Here is an 18,071-nt window from a genome sequence, read left to right as displayed (position 1 = left end):
CACTTTTAATATCCTTAAGGGCTAAAGTGGCGTATCTGCGAATGTTTCCTTCTTCATTTTTGAGTATGGTGACCAGTGGTTCAATAGCAGGGTCACCTATTTTGCCCAGTGACTTGGCCGAGGTAAATCTAACCTGGGGATTATCATCTTCCAGTGCTTTGATTAATGGTTCAATAACATCAGGATTCTCACTTTCACCCAGCTTTTCTGCTGATTCTTTTCTTTTTTCAGGATCATCATCTGTTAAATCATTTAATAATTGTTCATGATCATTAGTTGACATGCTTATTCCTCTCGACATTTTACTAAGAACATTTTTTTATTTCACTGTATATTAAACTAACTGGAAAATAAGATTAAATAAATGAAAAAATAAGTTTTTATAGTCAATACGGGGTGAATTATAAAAAAATAAGAATTCGATTTTGAAGATAGGTCTATTTTTAAAAAGTATAGGTTTATTACAAAATATATTTATTAAACTCCTCACTTACCTTTTATAAACTCTTTTACTAACTGATTCCTTTTTAGCAAATTATATGTTTAGTAAACTTTGCACAGGCTTAGTAAACACATTCAAGACAAATATTCATCTTCATTGAAGGTAATGGTTACATGGGTCCCGTCTTCCCTAAAGACCAGCATATCTCCTTCGATCTGCCCTATAAGATTTTTTACCAGTTGCAGTCCTAGAGTATCAGTTTTCTGCACGTCCAGATCTGAAGGAAGTCCGATACCATCATCATCTACCATCATCACATAGTTTTCGCCTTTTTTGAAAAACTTAATGGTAATGGTTCCATATTCTCCATTGGGAAATGCGTATTTCATGGAGTTGGTTAAAAGTTCATTCAATATTAAACCCAATGGGATGGCAGTGTTAATATCCAGATTCAAATCTTCCAGTTCCATTACCAATTCCACCCTTTCAGGGTATCTTAAAAAGGAATTAAAAAGATCCCGAGCCAGATGTCTGATGTAATCTCCGAAGTTAATCTTTTTAAAATTATCAGATCGATACAGTTTTTCATGTATAAGTGCCATGGATTTGGCCCTGGTTTGAATCTGTCTGAATATCTCTTTGGCTTTTTCATCTTCAATATCCGCAGAGGTGAGGTTGAGCAGGCTGGCCATGATCATCAGATTATTCTTGGTACGGTGATGAATTTCCCGGACCAGCATTTCCTTATCATTTAATGCTTTTTTCAAATTTTCTTCAGCCCTCTTTCTGAGCAAAGCCTCAACAATGGTGGTGGAAATACTTCCCAGGGCTTTACTATCTGAAAAATCGTAGTCTGCGCCCTTGTTAGCTAATCCAATTAATCCCATGAATTCCCCATTCTTTAAAAGAGGGGCTAAAATGATTTTTTTGAGGTAAGGATGATTTCCAGGTAGAATATCCAGATCCAGGGTGGAGGGATTATTGTAACTGACTGGATATTTAATAATTTTTAACTGCTCCCAGATTTCATTGATCTTGAGATTTTGAAGCATTATATCCAGATCAATTTTTTCCAGCTGAAATCTTTCCATTAATGATTCACTGAATACCATGGTTTTTAGCTGTTTATCTGAGTTAATTTCACATATAAAACCTACTTCACTGTGGGTGATCTCTTCACAAACACTTAGGCAAGTTTTTGTAAGATCTTCTTCAGTTTCAGATAATATAGCTTCGGTTAAGATGGTTCCCATTGCTTTGTGGATTTCATTCTGCCGGCTTAAAAGTAATTCGTATTCTTTCCTTTCAGTCATATCTCTGGCAACACAAAGGACCTTTTCAACACTTCCCTCAGGAGTTTTAAGGGGAATAAGAATAGTGTCCAGCCACATGGAATCAGGGGTCATTGTTAGCAGGTTCTCGCCTCTGACTGTATCTTTGATCTGGAATACCCTTTGAAGATATTTGCCCTGTAATTCATTGGTTTCTGGAGGGAATAACTCGCATCGAGGTTTACCCAGTACTTCAGAAGGGTCGAGTTTCCATTTGCGTGCAGCATATTCATTGATATATTCTAACTTGTCATCCTGGTTTATGATGAAAACAAAATCTTCCACAGCTTCAGCAAGTGTTCTGTACTGGTTTTCACTTTCGGTAATTTTTGCCATTGCCTGGTTACGTTCAGTCACATCCAGAATAGAAGCCAGGGTTCTTTTAGTTCCGGGTATGATGCAAACATTGGCGAAAATGTCCTTTGTTTCACCATATTTGTCAATGATGCGGAATTCATAATTGTTTGGAGCAGCTTCTGAATTACTGTACCTCAACTTCTGATATTTCTCCATTTGTGGCTGATATTCTGGTACCACAAGGTCTTTCCATTTTTTTTGACCCATAAGTTCGTAGGGTGCATAGCCAACAATTTTTTCTGTTTCAGAGTTAGCCAGTGATATGGTACTATCCTCCTCAACAATAATGGTGGCAGTACCACTATGTTCAAATATGGTTTTATAGTAGGCAACTGATTCACGTAGCGATTTTTTGGCCTTTTTGAGACTGGTGAGATCAATAAAACTCCATACTCTCCCAGTTACTTTATTCCCTACTATTTGTGGTTGTGAATAGCGTTGGTAAACTCGCCCATCCTCAAATTCTATAATATCCGTGCTGGTCAGATTGGGGTTCTGATAGAGTTCCTCTATTTTTGATCGAAACTTTAAGGGGTCTTTCACATCAACCATTACCTGATCCAGGAGATCTGAATCGTATCCCTGATTAACCATTGATTGGGGAATATTCCACATGTCCAGAAATTTCTGGTTGTAACTGGTTACCATTCCATGGTTATTGATGACCAGTATTCCATTGGCAACTGATTCCATGGTTGCTTTTTGAAGAGATATGGATTCCTGCAGTGAATTTTCCATTAATCTAAGGTCAGTTATGTCTGTAGCAAGGATGGAAATGGCTATTATCTCATCCTGTGATCTAACTGGAGAAACATAGACTTTAATATATCTAACTTCATTTTCCTTATCTAAAAAGAATGATTCAAAGGGCCTATTTGCATTTTTATTGAATATGGAATCAATAGAACTGTTATATTTATGATACTCTTGTGAGGGTATAATTTCAAGTTGTGAAAGTAATCTGGGGATTTTTTTATCAATCCGAGATATAAGGTGGTTAACTGAGTTGTTAACCTCTAATATTTCCCCATCCAATCCTATCTTGATAATGTAGTTGGGAGAAATTTCGAATATTTCTTCCTTATAAGCTATTTCTTTTTTCAGCTTTAATATTTCCTTTTCTAATACTTCTACCCGGTTTAAATCTTTCAATCCCACATTGTTGTTTGTCATTAATTATCCCCTTTAGACTTAATACGTGCTACTGGGATACCCGCCAATAATGTTTTCCAAAAAATTCTTTACAACCGCCATAACATTTTTTTATTTAATGATGTTTAATGCATTGTTTCACAACAGCATAAATTTAATTCACTACAGATGTGAATTTTGTCACAGCCGACCAATTAATTTGTGAAACCGGGAACAATCAAAAAAAATTTAATATTAATCATTTTCAATTGATCAATGAATGAGTTTTAATACCCCAAAACAGTTAAATTCCCTTTTAAGTTGAATAATATACTTAATGTAGAAATCAAAGAGTTATTCACGTAATTGGAGACTTAAATTGAGTGTTTCAATGAAACAGTTTACAATAAATTAATTACATGAAACAAATTTTCTTTAATGGAAAGTATAATCAAACTTACACACAGATTGAAGAATACCAGTGGTGGCCTCTTCCTTCACTGATCCAGGTAATTTAGTCCAGGAGAAAGTTAGCTGCATGATGCTCTGGCAGATTAGACATAAGAAAACGTCTTTAGGTCGACCCGGTGACCATGAACATTTTTTAACAGTCATTGTCCCCAAGTTTCCCCGGGAACGTGTTAAAACTTTAAAACCAAGATTTTCGTATAAATGGCTTATCCAGGAGAGATATAATTTCATTTTATCATCATCACTCAAATGATCATAGGGTTCCTGGCTGTTCTCTTTTATATACTGGTGGAACAGTGGTTTCATATTCTGCTCAAAAAGTCTCATGAAACGGGATAAAAACACACTTCTTTCAGAAATAGGAATGTTGGTAACTAGTTCAGGCAGGGCACTGCGCATGAATATTTGAACATCTTTCAACCCTGCATTTTTTTCATCTTCCAATTCTTTTTGTCTGGTTTCGTGATTTTTTAATGCTAATTGAATATTATTACGTAACTCTGCTTCATCAATGGGTTTAATTAGATAAGCATTGGCTTTAGTGTCAATTATTCGGTTAAAGGTTTCAACATCATCCAGTGCAGTTAAATAAATTAGGGGAACATCCATGAAGCTTTTAATAATGGTAGCAGCATCAATTCCATCCATGTCTCCCTTTAGGGTAATATCCATAAGAATCAGATCAGGTTTAATGGAGAATGCTTCCTGTATTGCTTCGGCCCCTGTTTTGGCAGTGGAGGGTACATGGTATCCAAGGGATTGCAGGCATTCCTGGATTTCAATGGCACTGATCCCCTCATCTTCCACTACTAAAATTGTCTCTCCAGCCATTTAATCACCATAAACCATGATTTAACACATTCATTCACTTCGATATATGAGGTATGGTATATTTTAACATATAAATCTAGTAGTTACTATTATTTCCATAAATATTTTTTTAACAATAATTTACTGTAATGATTATTTATTATAGATATTACCTGATTCTCGTTTGTATGGTGTTAACTGGTGTAATTTGGGTCTGAATTTGGAAAAAATATTTTTAAAGGGAAATTAATCTTATTATGTCAATTGTGAGGAGGTGATAACGGCTGGAAAAAGACAGCATTAATAACCGTGTTGGTAGTTCTCCTTTGGGTCCTGCCAATTTATGCTATGGATTCTGCAACCATTAATTCAAGTCTCAATTTAACAGATCATTCGAACCAGACATCAAATGATGATCTGCAAAGTCAAATAATGACTCTTAAAAGTGCACCTTCCGGGAAATATAAGGACGTACAAGATTTACACCTAAAAATACTGCAAATATTGGAGGAAATAAGATTGTTACGTCAGGAAAATCTAACTGCACGTTCTATAAAGTATTATGGGGAGTTGGAAAGCCAATCCCGAGAACTTGAAAGTCAGATGCGCAGTATAATTAGAGAGTGAGATGATTTATAACCTTCTATTTTTTAAAATATTTTAGTTAGTGGGGGAGTGAAATATTATTTTTGGAGGTGGTGATAGGTTATTCTATTTTAGGAATCGAAAGCCCAAGATAACGGGCAAATAGGTTGATGGTTGAACCCTGCAGGAGTGCGGAGGTTATGGTTATGAAGAAAACAATGTTGAATATCAAATTGGCGCCCTGGATCCCGGCAACTATGGGATAGGTTGCAAAGATAATTGGCACTGCACCCCTGATACCCACCCATGAGATGAAAACCTTATCCTTCAGTTGAACTTTAAATGGTGAAAGACACAGGAAAACTGCCAGGGGACGGGCAACCAGGATCAGGAAGAAGGAGATCACCAATCCAATTCCTATCACCGGAAGAATCTGTGAGGGGAAAACCAGTAAACCCAGGGTTAAAAACATTACTATCTGCATTAACCAGGCTAGACCATCGAAAAATTGCATCTGAACTTTCTTGTTAATGAAGGAACTGTTTCCCAGAATTAATGCTGCTACGTATACACTCAGGAAACCATTTCCACCAACATAGTAGGTGATTGAGAAGGTCAAAAATGCAAGGGCAATACTTAGAACTGGATAAAGTCCTTGAATGTCAAGTTTAATACTGTTAATGAGTTTAACCCCTCCTTTACCGAAAATAACTCCTAAAACAATTCCCAGTCCAATGGATTGTATTAGTAACAGGATCATGGACCAGATTGAAGTGGTGGGGTTTAATATGAGAAATATGAGGGTGGTGGTCATGAAGTAGGCCATGGGATCATTGGTCCCACTTTCCAGTTCAAGGGTAGGTTGGATGTTGTTTTTCAACTTGTGTTTACCAGAACGGAAGATTGAAAAAACTGCTGCTGCATCAGTTGAGGATACAATTGCACCTATTAAAAGTGATTGAGTAAGAGAAAATCCAGTTATCCAGTTAATAAAAAATCCCAGAGCAAGGGTGGTGATCAACACTCCCACAGTGGATAAAACCACACTTTGTGTAAAAACTGGTTTTACATCAAGCCATTTGGTGTCTAACCCTCCAGAAAAGAGGATAATCACCAGGGCTATAATGCCAATAAACTGTGTAACGCTGGGATCATCAAAATAGATTCCACCGATTCCTTCAGATCCAGCCAGCATTCCAATTAACAGGAAGAAGATCAGGGAAGGAATACCCAGGCGTTGGGATGTTTTACTTATGATAATGCTGATGAGGAGTAAGAGTGATCCGACTAAAATGAACTGTTCAGAAATCATTGTATCTTAATATCTTTTTATTGATATATAACTGTTTAGAATTTTTCATATTTTCTATACAGTTGGAAATAATTATGCCTTATTGATTAATTTTGTTTAATATGTCCCCTGGTGATTAGAATAAGGGTTGTCAAATAATAAAAATGGTCTTAAAGTAACTATTGTATTTAAGATAGTCAGTGTCCTTAAAGTAACTATGATCCTTAAATAAAAAAGGAACTGGGAGGGTGAGTTGTTGTCATCTGTAATTTTCAAGATACCATTCTATGAGCTCTCCAGCAATACTCAGTTTGGAGGGTACTCGGGGAAGTTCATCTGGATCAAACCACCTGGCATCAGTTATTTCCTTACCATCTACTTCTATTTCACCGCTTTCATAATCTGCAGTGAAAGCAATCATCAGGGAATTAGGATAGGGCCAGGGTTGACTTCCGAAATATTTTATATTATTCACCTTTAAACCCACTTCTTCCAGGGTTTCTCGCTGCACTGCTTCGGTTAAGGTTTCACCTGGCTCAACAAACCCTGCGATGAGTCCATACATATCCCCGGGGGTACGAGTGTGCAGAGCCATGAGTAGTTTGCCATCCTTGATAATGGCAGTGATCACCGCTGGTGAAAGACGGGTGAAACTAATAAAACCACACACCGGACAAATTTTAGCCATCTCATCATCTTTGGTTACTGTAGGGGTACCACATTGGCCGCAAAACTGATGAGTCCTGTCCCAGTTGACAATCTGAGATGCCCTGCCTGCTAAAAGGTAGATATCTTCATCGACCCGGTCATAGAGTGAACGTAAATCTTCGAAAACCATTCCCTCAGGGGCAACATTTCCATTTTCAAGTTCCCCGGAATAACAGGGATGACCATTGAAGGTACCAAGGTAGTGGATGCTTTCAGGTGAAATTTTAACTTTACCTAAATTCTTTGAAAAAGGAATCACAACCTGGTTATTACTGGTAAGTTCCACCAGGATTTCATGGGAATTAAAAAGAAACCAGTAAGCTTTTTCAGTATTTTTCTTATTGGGTGTGGATTCTGGTGTGTACCGTTTGTAAATACTTTCCCGCTGCATACTTAATGTTATTCCAGAGGAATAAATAATTTTTACTATTTTAATTTTTACTATTTTTTTAATTTTATTAAGTACAAAATTTTTGGGGCTCGTTGATTTTATATCGATCTAATTTTTTATTGATTATTTTTAATCAATAATTCAATTAACTTTAGTAAATCTGGTGTTAGATTATAACAAAAATATAGATACGTAAAAAAATAATAATCAATTACAATTTATATTCATGTAAATCCATTTATAATCAACAATATTTTATAAATTCTTAATTAAGAGATTTAAACACTTTAAATTAAAATTATAAACTCAATATGAATTTATTTTACTTCAAAAAGGTGGAAATGCTAATGGGGTTCCAGTGCTTTGATTAGTTAGGATCAAAATAAGAATGTAATGCTGAGTATTCTTAATATGCGTGAATATGAATTAATATTTTATGAATTTAGTCCTATTTCAAGAATATTTTTCTAAATTAAGCATAAATTGTTCTCTTTCAATTAATGACAATAATAAAACTTCTAAATGGTCTTACTTTAAAAAAATAAGCTTAGATATCGCTTTAATAATAAAAATAAACCGAAATCTTTAAATAAGATGATCAATGAATGGTGTGTGTTAACCAGTCCCAAATCACTTCTTTTAAGGTTTGGGACAAGGAGGCGATATAATTAGGCGAAAATTCACACAGACAATAATGATTGTTATGTGTGCACTTTTTGTAGCCATCCCTGCTGTGGGAGCTGCAGAAAGTACAGATAGTGGAAGTACCATCGTGACTAATGCCAGTACAGATCAAAATTTGACATTAGGAATGACTGGAGATAATGTTACCCAAGTACAGAAATGGCTTAAGAACCAGGGATTCTACACTGGTGCCATTGATGGTGAGTTTGGTAACTACACTGAACAAGCTGTTAAAGATTTCCAGGGATATGTTGGGATAAAACAAGACGGTATTGTTGGAAATATTTCCCTTCACTACATGAAGGCTATATCCACTGGAAAACTCAAAATTGGAGATAAAAGTGATTATTCCCATTCAACAAACAGTGAAACTAACTACAACTCAAATAAAGCTGTGTATAATGGAAACAAATCATCTTCTGCTAGTTCAAGTAGCTTGAGTAGCTCCAATTCAGGTAGTTCCAGTAGCTCAGGTAGTTCCAGTAGCTCAAGTAGCTCAGGTAGTTCTAGTAGTTCTTACTCCACTGGTTACACATCAGGTACTGATGGATGGAGCAGTGGAAAAGGAACCGGTGATTGTTGGGAAAACAGTAACATCCTGTACAATCAATTAATATCGGAAGGTTACACAGCAAGAATAATCCAGTACTCAAACAGTTATTCTGCAAACCACCGTTCCGTTGAGATATGGGATGGTAGTAGCTGGGTTGACTATGACTACAAAGGTAATGGTTATTCAAACCGTTACTATGCCACCAGTCATGATGATTCTTCGGTAACCGTTATAGCAAGTAATGCTTAATAAAGAAGCAAGTAATGAAGCAATACTTTAAAAATCTCCGATCAGCAGTACAATGCCCCTAACTGCTGATTTAATTATTTTTTATAAAAAAATGTAGACTTAAAATAAGTTAGAAAATAGGTTAGAATAGGTTAAAAATAACTTAAAAAAATAATCAGATCAAAAAAAAGTAAGTATATAAAAAATGTGTTTTTCAAAAAAATAATGTATTGTAGGTGATATTTTAATTCACTCTTTCATACAATGTATTCCTTTCCACAGGGATACGACCTACACCTTCAATAGTGGCATGCATCTGTTCTCTGGATAAATATTCACCATGGGATGAACCAGCAGCAATGGAGATGAGATCCTCCATCATAGTGCCGCCCAGGTCATTAGCACCACAGCAGAGGGCCATCTGTGCCATTCTGGTACCGATTTTAATCCATGATGCCTGAATATTGGGAATATCCCTTCCCAGAATTATCCGGGCAATTGCGTGTAATTTCAGATCATCCAGACCACTGGCACCATTGGACTGCTGTCCCATGATGTTGTTTTTTCCCAGGAAGGTCATTGGTACCAGTTCAGTGAAGCCACCGGTTTCACGCTGAATATCTCTTAGTATCATTAAGTGTTCTATACGGTCTTCCCAGGTTTCTATACTACCGTACATAATGGTGGATGTGCTGGGAATCCCTAAATTGTGAGCTTCAGTAATGATATCAGCCCATTCCTGTGTTGAAACCTTGTTAGGGCAGAGTTTGGCCCGTACACTGTCCACCAGTATCTCAGCTGAAGCACCAGTTAAACTATCCAGTCCTGCACTTTTAAATGAAGTCAGTGCCTCCTGGGTGCTCACTTCAGATGCCTTGGCAGCATGGAAAACTTCCACTGGAGACATACTGTGAAGCATGATATCATAATTTTCTTTAATTGCTTCGAAAAGATCGCAGTAATATTCAACAGTCATGTGGGGCATTACACCACCAAAAAGACAGATTTCACTGGCATTTACATCAACGGCTTCTTTAATGCTGGTTAAAACTTCTTCAGTGGTTAGTTCATATCCTATATTATTTCTGAAGGAACAGAATGTACAACCAATGATACAGTGATCAGTGATGTCAATGTTACGGTTAGCCACAAAGGTAACTTCATCACCCACTATTTCCTGTCTTAACTGGTCTGCAGTGTCGAATAACTCAAAAGGATTGGAGTTTACCAGCTTATGTGCATCATCCCTGGTGATCTCTCCCGCTAAAGAACGTTCGTAAATGTCTTTAATCATATTTTTAGGCTCCTGACTTGAAATTACTTTATAGATATTTTTGAATTTTTAATGGTTATGCCATACCTTTTCCATCATACAATATATAATTAGTAGTTTTTTACCTCTGAAAAACAGTACTTTCTCTCCTAAGAAATTATTGTAATAAAAAATTATTGCCATTTTGGGGATGATTTACTGTTCATCGGAATTTAGAGTACATAAACCAGTATAATATCACATAAATAAAATTAGGTGTTCATAAATATTACGAAAATAAATAAAAAAAATTAAGTGTAAATCAAATGTTCAAATCAATTGTAAATTGATTTAACCTTCAATTTTGTCAATGGATAGATAACCATAACTATCTACTAGTTCTTTAAATTCATCAGTTACAGTGACTGATTCTAAGGCTTTTTCGATGTCTTTGAGTATATCAACATCTCGGAGCTTAGCTTCAACATCAGAGTAATCTTTTTTAAGGACAATAGTCACTGCAATTTTGTCATCCTCAAATTTACAAACCTTATGGCCATTGATATCTGTTGCAAAGTTTATTTCACCATTCATTATATCGCCTGTTCCCCTTTTATGAACTGTTTTACACTTGAAGTGTATGTCTATAAATCTATAGATGTCTTAATATAATCCATTATAATTATTTACTATTTTAAATCATATAATTTGTCTGGTTAAATAAAAAACATCCAAACTAATTCAAACCGATTGATGCAGATTATATTTAAGAGGTTTTAATGAGAATATATAGATAGATAAAACTTAAACGGAGGAAAATATTACAGCTGAAGGAGCTCACTCTTTTTAAAAATTCTTCAGGAGTAACCAATGTGGAGAGGGGGATAATATGGGGAGAATTGAATTTTCAATGGAAAACATCAACCAATGCCTTTGTGGTAAGTGTGCTGTACAAATAGAAAGCCAATGTGTTAAAGATAAACAAAAAATCATGTTACTGATAACCCAGCAAGATCTGGACAGTCCCATGCGGATGGATGCTGAACGTGTTCCCGGAGTTTATTGCAGCACTGGGAAAGCTATTTGTAAGGATATTGATACAAAAAAGGTCTGTAAATGTAATGAATGTTATGTCTGGAAAGAATATACACTGAAAGACTCTTTACCCGGACGATATTTCTGTAGAGATGGTAAGGCAAATAAATGATTATTTAAAAATGCCTTAAGTATAAGTACCTCTAAAAAGTAGTTTCATCATTAAATGTAAATCAAATCATATGCTGAAAGTAATGATTTGAATGTACAAATCCAGTTATTATAGTTCAAGTTTACTTTCACAGGAATATCTGCCTTTTTAAATCCGTTTTAATGAGTTTATGCATTTCTATTGATTTATGAGTGTTTATTATATCATTTTTTTCTTCTTCATTTATAATATCTTTTTTAGTTTAGTATATCCTCAGTAAAACATAAATATGAATTGTATGAAATACATGTTTGAATATGAATTGTACGAAAATTTATATTTAATTTCTACTGGATTTGTAAAAAAATGATGGAGGAATGTATTTATGGGAAGTTATATGGATAATCATCTTTTTGGAAAGGTTAAAGTTGGGGAACGTGGACAGATCGTTATTCCTAAAGAAGCCAGGGATAAATTTAATATAAAACCAGGTGATAACCTGGTAGTCTTTGGTAAAGAAAAAAATGAAAAACTGGTGCTTTTAAAAGAGGAATTAATGAGGGAATACGCCCTTAAAATATTGGATGACCTTGAAATTGAATAAATTAAATGATTCAATTCATTAAAATTTTTAGGATGTGTAACTGTGAATATTGCACCAGGAATAGAAATTTTAGAGTTATCAATGAAACTCACCGGGCCAGAAACCGTTGTTTACCCTACTTTACTATGGGATGAGGATACAGTGATACTGGTTGATGCCGGTGGACCTGGAAGCCTTGAAAACATAAAAAATTCCATGAAAAAAGCCGGTGTTCCCTTCGAAAAACTGGATAAAATCATAATCACCCACCAGGACATTGACCACATTGGTGGTGTAAAAGAAATCATCAATGAATTACCGGGTGTGGAAGTTCTCTCCCATCCGCTGGACAAACCATATATACAGGGTGAAAAGAAACTGGTGAGATTGAATTCCAGGTTCATGGAGCGTATAAACCATTTAAACCCTGATGAGAAGGAAAAAGTACTGGAAATATTCTCCACTACCAATGCCGAAGTTAACCGAACCCTGAGTGATGGGGAAAAACTGGATTGCTGTGGCGGAATCACAGTAATACACACACCAGGCCATACACCGGGACACATATGCCTCTACTGTGAAGCAGGTAATACCCTCATCGCCGGTGATGCAATGAACATCGCTGACGGCCAGCTAACCGGGCCTAATCCACAGATTTTAAATGATGAAGAGTTTAAACAAGCTGTTAAATCCCTTAAAAAATTCGAAGATCTTGATGTGGAATACGTGATAACCTACCATGGGGGCCTTTATACCGGTGATTTTCATTCCAGAATAGAAGAGATAACTGGAGAGGTTTAAGGGAATGATTGATTTTAGTCAAATTTTCATTCCCATCTTTGGATTTTTAATCGGACTTCTGGTTTCAACCCTGGGTGGTGGAGGAGGTGGACTGTACGTACCGGTTTTAACTCTGGTATTTGGAATACCCACTCAGGTGGCAGTGGCCACTTCACTGGCATCAGTACTACCCACCACTGCAGTAGGGGCCTTCAGCCACTACCGTGAAGGTAACGTTGACCTGCGAATTGGGATTATACTGGGAGCAGGTGGAGTTGCAGGCACACTCATCGGAGCCTACCTGGCTAACTTGATACCCTCGGACATGTTAAGAAGATTTTTAGGGGTGTTTATGCTTTTGATGATGATTCCTATGTTAAGAAGTTTCATCAAACGACATAAAAATCAGGAGGAGGAAGTGAAAAAAGAGACCAGTTCCAAAAATGACCCCGTAGTTTTAACCAGACCCCGGCAGTTTCTTGCTTCATTATTTGGAGTTGCATCTGGATTACTGGCCGGAATTTTCGGTATAAGTGGAACACCACCAGTCAGCGCTGGCCTATACAGTTTAGGATTACCCGCCATGACTGTGGTGGGTACCACCGTCTTTGTACTCATCTTCAACTCCCTCACTGGTATCGGTGGTTATTTCCTCCTGGGAAGATTGGATATTACCCTGATTATTCTCCTGGCTGGAGGAGCAGCAGTAGGAGCATTTATCGGACCAAAATTACTCAAAAAAATCAACCCACAGACCTTTGAGAAGATCTACGTACCGGTGATACTGACCATCAGTCTGGTAATGGGACTGGCCATGATACTGGCATAGCTTTAATAAAGAATATTACTACTAAATTGGAACTGGAATTGAACTTGTGAGATAAACTCATGATTAAAACTTAATAACTGGAGGAATAGTTATGAAAGTAACTGATGGTGTATATGCTTTGGATTCAACTAAAGGAAATTATGCATATTTAATACAGGGTGAGGAAACTATTTTAATAGATACTGGACGTCCTGGTCAGGGTAAAGGTATTTTAAATGAATTACAGGGTTTGGATATAAAACCAGATGATATAAAACATATTCTCCTGACTCATCACGATGTGGATCATATAGGGGGCCTGGTTTTTCTCCAGAAAATAACCGGTGCAGAAGTACATGCATCAGCTGAGGATATACCTTATATTTATGGTGAAAAAAAGAGGCCAGGAATAAAAAGACTGGTATCTATCATTATGCGTACGGGAAAACCGGAAAATATCATTCCATTCTCACCAGAAGAGACCATTGGAGGATTGGAAGTTATACCTACACCAGGACATACTCCAGGTCATGTAAGTTTCCTGTATAATGATGTGTTATTTGCAGGGGACTTAATTCAAACATCCCATGGTAAAGTAAGCCCAATGAATTCATTGATGGTTTGGAATGAGGAATTATCCAGAAAATCCATTGATAAAATCAACCATTACCAATTCAAATGGGTATGCCCGGCCCATGGTCAACCTATAAATGTAAATGGGAAAATCGAACTCTAAAATAGACTAATATTTACCCTATCAAAGGAAGTTTCCTTACTGGAACTAATTCATAATAAGATAGGATGCACTGGCAGGAATATCTTGAGGTAGACATGAAGTACACCAGTGCACCCCATTTATTATCTGTGGTTCTATTATTATAATATTGCCACAGTTTTGGGGCATAATGAAGTTATACTGTAATCTTTTACTTACTGTCAAAGTTATATGAAAAATTGATTAAAAAATTAGGGAATCAAATAATTATGGATGGAATATTGAATATTTAACCAAAATTTATCTCAAAAAAAATGTGTCTTAAAAAAAAATCAGTTGTTTCACCACGGTAAAATTAAAATTTAAAAAACCACCGTAAATGATCCAGTACATATAGCCTCAAAGATATAAATACAGCGATTTCAATGATTTTTGTTTTACCAGTACACAAAAATAAACATAATAATAAAATATTAAAAGTTTAATAATTTTACTTCGTTAAACCATGATATATCTAAGCATAAGTTCGAATATATTTATATATTATGATTTAAATAAAAATAATCATGAATGGGGAAGATGCTGCAATAATTGAAAAATGGTTTTTAAGACGTAACATTGGGGAAGGAACACAATCAGCTTATTTAATAGCTTTTAAACAATATTGTGAACTCATAGGTAAGACTCCATTTGAATTATATGAAGAAGCAGATAATGAAGAAGAAAGTGGAGTAAGACCTATAAAATCCAAAGTTTACGATTATCTTTTAAAATATAAAAAATATCTTAAAGATACAGGTAAATCTAAAAAAACAACAAAATTATATTTTGCAGCCGTTAGATCTTTTTACTTATCGTTTGATATTACTCTTGCAGATATAAAATTAGATAGTGGAGATATTGGGCTAGAAAAAAATATTGGTCGACCTTTAAATCGTAAAACCGTTAAAAAACTAGCTAATTCTGCAGCAGTCCGTGAAAGAGCTTTAATATATTTAATGGCCATGACAGGAATGGGTCAACAAGAAGCTCGAGATTTGACTATAAGAAAATTCATAGAATGTGCAAGTAGTGCAATAGGTAAAGAAATTGACGATGTATATGACCTCTTTAAATTTGAAGATGAAATCCTACAAGAAATTTTAACTCTCAATATAACCCGTCAAAAAACATCATACAGTTACATTACATTTATTCCTCCTGAAGCATCTAGAGAAATAATTCATTACCTTAAAGAACGTTGTTACGGACGTAATGAAAATATAAGAGTTGAGAATAATTCTGAGCACATCTTTGCAAGTAAATATGGAGGTCAAATGTCTCGAGACAGTATTGTAACAAATTTCAGAAATACAGGAATAAAAGCTGGTTTTAAGAAAGAAAAAAACGCTTATAGCTTCTGGAGAAGCCATTCCCTTCGTAAATATTTCATTTCTACCTTCATCAACAAAAAAGGAGAAAAAGTTATAGCAGATTTTATGGCTGGACATAAAATTACTGATATGGATCGAACTTATTGGCAGGCTAATCCTGACGATTTAAAAACGATGTATATCGACGCATTACCTGCTCTTTCATTAGATGAAGCAAATGTCAAGGATTATGAAACTAAAGAATTTAGAGAACTTAATGATAAATTAAATGAAAGTAAAAAAGAATCTAAGAACATGAAAAATGAATTCAGACAGATTTTGTTGTTAAATCTAGAAATAGATCAGGTAAGAGAAGCTATTTCAGAACTTGAGAATGGAACAATTGAGGACGGATATCTTTCTAAGTCAGATATTCCACAATTAAAAGAACGTTTAAAAGAGCTTAGAGAAGAAGTCATTAAGAAGATCAATAAAGTCACAGTTCCAAATGAAAAGGATGAAGATTATATTGACCAAATTATTAAACATTCAATGATAATGACAGAAACAGAATCCAAACATGAAGATATTTAACAAATTGATGATTTTTACCCAAAAAAATAGTTAACATTAAATAATACATTTTCTCTTTTTATACAGACTCATGTCATGCATTCTATGTTTGTGGAATAATATCCGTTTCCTTTTCTTTTTCTAGGCATTTAAGCACTCCCGCGCTCCCTGACGGTCGCTTGGGATTTATGTCTCGCTGTCGCTCGACAATCGTGTATGTCATTATGTTGTCTTAACTGCTGGCTCTTGTTTTCTCACTATTTTCACCTCCCACCCCCGACCACCATCCCCCCTACTTGCCTCACTGCGTTCGGCAATAGATTTCTTGCTAGCTCTCTTTTTGCTCTAATACCTCAATTAATGAATTAAATAAAAAAAGAGGTGTTATGAGATGGAAATAGGAAAAGAACTGAAAGGTAAGGAACTGAGCAGTTACTTAGTAGAAAAGTTGGATGAACTTGCTGACAATTTATGTCAGGACCCGGAGCAGCTGTTAGAGTTTGTAGAACGTTGGAGCTCAAACTTAGGGCTGCATCAATACAGTATAAATAATATCATCCTCGCATGGGCTCAGTATCCACAGGTAAGCATGCTCGCTGGATTTAGGAAATGGCAGAAACTTGGCCGGACTGTGTGCAAAGGAGAGAAATGCATTCGTATTTTAGCTCCCCTAACACGAAAGGTTAAGGACAAAGAGACTGAAAAAGACATTTACCTTATTAAAGGATTCAAATACGTGAATGTTTTCGATGTTAATCAGACCGAGGGCGAAAACTTGGATTTTGGACACCCTGAAATGGTTAAAGGTGATATTTCTTTTGATCAGATAAAAGAAATCAGCCCATTACCTGTTGTTGTAAAGTATGCAGGTACTTCTAATGGCAACGTAAATAAAGATCGCATTTTAGTTGCTCCCAAAAATAGTGAAGCTGCAATGGTAGCTACTCTTATTCACGAGATCGCCCACTACAAGCTTGGTCATGTGAGTAAAGAAATAAATAAGGCTCTAAAGGAAATTGAAGCTGAAGCTGTTTCTTATATAGTAACTACATATCTTGGTTTGGAAAATGAGAAGTCAAAATATTATATCCGATCTTGGAGTAGTGGCATAGAAGAACTTCGAGGAAGAGGCAAAAGAGTAATCTCAACCGCAGAGGCTATAATTAGAGAGATCGAAAGTCTCTCTTAAACTTTTTTTGGGAGGTTATAATATGATTCGTGCAGCACTAGCCCTAGCTATCGGATTTTTAATAGCAATTTGCTTAATAGGATTTGGATTGAGCAGTGAAGAACCCTATGACACTAACTACGATTTAGAATCCTATGAAGACTATAACTATGATTTTGATACCAGTTCATTCTCCAGTGATGACATGGAAAGCTCAGAATCAGATGAGGATTTTCCATAATCTTTTTTTTATGAAATAATTTAAAAAAAAGGTGAAAAGATGGACAGAAATACACGATTTGGACTAGGGGTTACAGGCCTCATCTGTAGCTTAGGATATGTATTCGGAGACATATGTGGACTAATAGCAGCCCTAGCATTCTGTAGCATTCCTTGGATCTATGAGCTAAGAAATAGAAACAAAAATGAAGAATTTGAGGTAGTTACATGCAAACTTTGTGGATCTAAATTTAGAATCCGGAACAGCACCATGGCTTGGGAATATAAAACAATTGGTCTTTGCCCTTTGTGCATCGATAAAATATTCAAATACTCAAAAAGAGTTCCTAAACGCTAGCCAGCCAGCAAGCAGCTGGCATATTTTTTTTCTTTTGAAGATAAATATTAAAAAATAGCCCTTCACCTATCCACCTCATTAGCCCGTGTGTATGC

General features: G+C 35.7%; 18 protein-coding genes. 11 read left to right on the top strand and 7 right to left on the bottom strand.

Annotation, left to right across the window (positions count from 1 at the left end; translation table 11 throughout):
* From A994_RS04030 to A994_RS04020, 3 genes are all read right to left on the bottom strand, one after another.
* A partial coding sequence (locus A994_RS04030; RefSeq protein WP_004030016.1) for a HEAT repeat domain-containing protein occupies positions 1 to 283 on the bottom strand: 283 nt, incomplete at its 3' end.
* A gap of 293 nt (positions 284 to 576) precedes the next feature.
* Positions 577 to 3,303 carry a PAS domain S-box protein gene (locus tag A994_RS04025; RefSeq protein WP_004030014.1) on the bottom strand — a complete coding sequence of 909 codons (2,727 nt, stop codon included), beginning with the start codon at positions 3,301 to 3,303 and terminating at the stop codon, positions 577 to 579.
* 393 nt (positions 3,304 to 3,696) lie between these two features.
* Positions 3,697 to 4,563 (bottom strand): response regulator, encoded by an 867-nt coding sequence (locus A994_RS04020; protein ID WP_004030013.1) that lies wholly within the window; start codon positions 4,561 to 4,563, stop codon positions 3,697 to 3,699.
* Positions 4,564 to 4,851: 288 nt separating this feature from the next.
* On the opposite strand from A994_RS04020, the gene A994_RS04015 reads away from it, so the two are divergent.
* A complete protein-coding gene (locus A994_RS04015; RefSeq protein WP_004030012.1) occupies positions 4,852 to 5,169 on the top strand; it encodes a hypothetical protein in 318 nt (105 codons plus the stop codon).
* Positions 5,170 to 5,248: 79 nt separating this feature from the next.
* On the opposite strand, the gene A994_RS04010 is transcribed toward A994_RS04015, so the two are convergent.
* Together A994_RS04010 and nudC are read right to left on the bottom strand one after the other, a co-directional pair.
* Positions 5,249 to 6,439 (bottom strand): potassium/proton antiporter, encoded by a 1,191-nt coding sequence (locus A994_RS04010; RefSeq protein ID WP_004030011.1) that lies wholly within the window; start codon positions 6,437 to 6,439, stop codon positions 5,249 to 5,251.
* 238 nt (positions 6,440 to 6,677) lie between these two features.
* Complete coding sequence (nudC, locus tag A994_RS04005; RefSeq protein WP_004030010.1) at positions 6,678 to 7,517, bottom strand: NAD(+) diphosphatase; 840 nt, start codon at positions 7,515 to 7,517, stop codon at positions 6,678 to 6,680.
* 694 nt (positions 7,518 to 8,211) lie between these two features.
* Between nudC and A994_RS04000 the strand changes: the two genes are divergently transcribed.
* Positions 8,212 to 9,003 carry a peptidoglycan-binding domain-containing protein gene (locus tag A994_RS04000; RefSeq protein ID WP_100222248.1) on the top strand — a complete coding sequence of 264 codons (792 nt, stop codon included), beginning with the start codon at positions 8,212 to 8,214 and terminating at the stop codon, positions 9,001 to 9,003.
* A gap of 223 nt (positions 9,004 to 9,226) precedes the next feature.
* Here the strand turns inward: A994_RS04000 and cofH are convergent, their stop codons facing one another.
* Positions 9,227 to 10,276: a 5-amino-6-(D-ribitylamino)uracil--L-tyrosine 4-hydroxyphenyl transferase CofH gene (gene cofH, locus A994_RS03995; RefSeq protein WP_004030008.1), complete on the bottom strand. Its 1,050-nt coding sequence runs from the start codon at positions 10,274 to 10,276 to the stop codon at positions 9,227 to 9,229.
* 309 nt (positions 10,277 to 10,585) lie between these two features.
* Entirely contained in the window at positions 10,586 to 10,828 is a 243-nt protein-coding gene (locus A994_RS03990; protein ID WP_004030007.1) for a hypothetical protein, read from the bottom strand.
* A 295-nt stretch (positions 10,829 to 11,123) separates the two neighbouring features.
* Between A994_RS03990 and A994_RS03985 the strand changes: the two genes are divergently transcribed.
* The 9 genes from A994_RS03985 (at position 11,124) to A994_RS03945 (ending at position 17,976) form a co-directional block, all read left to right on the top strand.
* On the top strand, positions 11,124 to 11,441 hold the full coding sequence (locus A994_RS03985; protein ID WP_004030006.1) for a DUF2769 domain-containing protein: 318 nt from the start codon (positions 11,124 to 11,126) through the stop codon (positions 11,439 to 11,441).
* A 364-nt stretch (positions 11,442 to 11,805) separates the two neighbouring features.
* A complete protein-coding gene (locus tag A994_RS03980; RefSeq protein WP_004030005.1) occupies positions 11,806 to 12,024 on the top strand; it encodes an AbrB/MazE/SpoVT family DNA-binding domain-containing protein in 219 nt (72 codons plus the stop codon).
* Positions 12,025 to 12,066: 42 nt separating this feature from the next.
* Entirely contained in the window at positions 12,067 to 12,804 is a 738-nt protein-coding gene (locus A994_RS03975; RefSeq protein WP_004030004.1) for an MBL fold metallo-hydrolase, read from the top strand.
* A 4-nt stretch (positions 12,805 to 12,808) separates the two neighbouring features.
* A complete protein-coding gene (locus A994_RS03970; RefSeq protein ID WP_004030003.1) occupies positions 12,809 to 13,612 on the top strand; it encodes a sulfite exporter TauE/SafE family protein in 804 nt (267 codons plus the stop codon).
* 91 nt (positions 13,613 to 13,703) lie between these two features.
* Positions 13,704 to 14,327, top strand: coding sequence for an MBL fold metallo-hydrolase (locus tag A994_RS03965; RefSeq protein WP_004030002.1), 624 nt, complete (start codon positions 13,704 to 13,706; stop codon positions 14,325 to 14,327).
* Between the two features lie 545 nt (positions 14,328 to 14,872).
* Positions 14,873 to 16,252: a tyrosine-type recombinase/integrase gene (locus A994_RS03960; RefSeq protein WP_004030000.1), complete on the top strand. Its 1,380-nt coding sequence runs from the start codon at positions 14,873 to 14,875 to the stop codon at positions 16,250 to 16,252.
* Between the two features lie 370 nt (positions 16,253 to 16,622).
* Positions 16,623 to 17,420 carry an ArdC-like ssDNA-binding domain-containing protein gene (locus A994_RS03955; protein ID WP_004029999.1) on the top strand — a complete coding sequence of 266 codons (798 nt, stop codon included), beginning with the start codon at positions 16,623 to 16,625 and terminating at the stop codon, positions 17,418 to 17,420.
* Between the two features lie 22 nt (positions 17,421 to 17,442).
* A complete protein-coding gene (locus A994_RS03950; RefSeq protein WP_004029997.1) occupies positions 17,443 to 17,640 on the top strand; it encodes a hypothetical protein in 198 nt (65 codons plus the stop codon).
* Positions 17,641 to 17,679: 39 nt separating this feature from the next.
* Entirely contained in the window at positions 17,680 to 17,976 is a 297-nt protein-coding gene (locus A994_RS03945) for a hypothetical protein (RefSeq protein WP_004029995.1), read from the top strand.
* Positions 17,977 to 18,071 lie beyond the last annotated feature (95 nt).

This window comes from Methanobacterium formicicum DSM 3637 (assembly GCF_000302455.1).
Classification (GTDB): domain Archaea; phylum Methanobacteriota; class Methanobacteria; order Methanobacteriales; family Methanobacteriaceae; genus Methanobacterium; species Methanobacterium formicicum_A.
Note: the sequence above shows the minus strand (reverse complement) of the source record. Positions and strands in the feature narration are given on the sequence as shown.

What these genes read in the sequence shown, in the direction of transcription:
- A994_RS04025 (WP_004030014.1), bottom strand. Translation starts at nt 3,303, where the DNA reads ATGACAAACAACAATGTGGGATTGAAAGATTTAAACCGGGTAGAAGTA.
- A994_RS04020 (WP_004030013.1), bottom strand. Translation starts at nt 4,563, where the DNA reads ATGGCTGGAGAGACAATTTTAGTAGTGGAAGATGAGGGGATCAGTGCC.
- A994_RS04010 (WP_004030011.1), bottom strand. Translation starts at nt 6,439, where the DNA reads ATGATTTCTGAACAGTTCATTTTAGTCGGATCACTCTTACTCCTCATC.
- nudC (WP_004030010.1), bottom strand. Translation starts at nt 7,517, where the DNA reads ATGCAGCGGGAAAGTATTTACAAACGGTACACACCAGAATCCACACCC.
- A994_RS04000 (WP_100222248.1), top strand. Translation starts at nt 8,212, where the DNA reads ATGATTGTTATGTGTGCACTTTTTGTAGCCATCCCTGCTGTGGGAGCT.
- cofH (WP_004030008.1), bottom strand. Translation starts at nt 10,276, where the DNA reads ATGATTAAAGACATTTACGAACGTTCTTTAGCGGGAGAGATCACCAGG.
- A994_RS03990 (WP_004030007.1), bottom strand. Translation starts at nt 10,828, where the DNA reads ATGAATGGTGAAATAAACTTTGCAACAGATATCAATGGCCATAAGGTT.
- A994_RS03985 (WP_004030006.1), top strand. Translation starts at nt 11,124, where the DNA reads ATGGGGAGAATTGAATTTTCAATGGAAAACATCAACCAATGCCTTTGT.
- A994_RS03980 (WP_004030005.1), top strand. Translation starts at nt 11,806, where the DNA reads ATGGGAAGTTATATGGATAATCATCTTTTTGGAAAGGTTAAAGTTGGG.
- A994_RS03970 (WP_004030003.1), top strand. Translation starts at nt 12,809, where the DNA reads ATGATTGATTTTAGTCAAATTTTCATTCCCATCTTTGGATTTTTAATC.
- A994_RS03965 (WP_004030002.1), top strand. Translation starts at nt 13,704, where the DNA reads ATGAAAGTAACTGATGGTGTATATGCTTTGGATTCAACTAAAGGAAAT.
- A994_RS03960 (WP_004030000.1), top strand. Translation starts at nt 14,873, where the DNA reads ATGAATGGGGAAGATGCTGCAATAATTGAAAAATGGTTTTTAAGACGT.
- A994_RS03955 (WP_004029999.1), top strand. Translation starts at nt 16,623, where the DNA reads ATGGAAATAGGAAAAGAACTGAAAGGTAAGGAACTGAGCAGTTACTTA.
- A994_RS03950 (WP_004029997.1), top strand. Translation starts at nt 17,443, where the DNA reads ATGATTCGTGCAGCACTAGCCCTAGCTATCGGATTTTTAATAGCAATT.
- A994_RS03945 (WP_004029995.1), top strand. Translation starts at nt 17,680, where the DNA reads ATGGACAGAAATACACGATTTGGACTAGGGGTTACAGGCCTCATCTGT.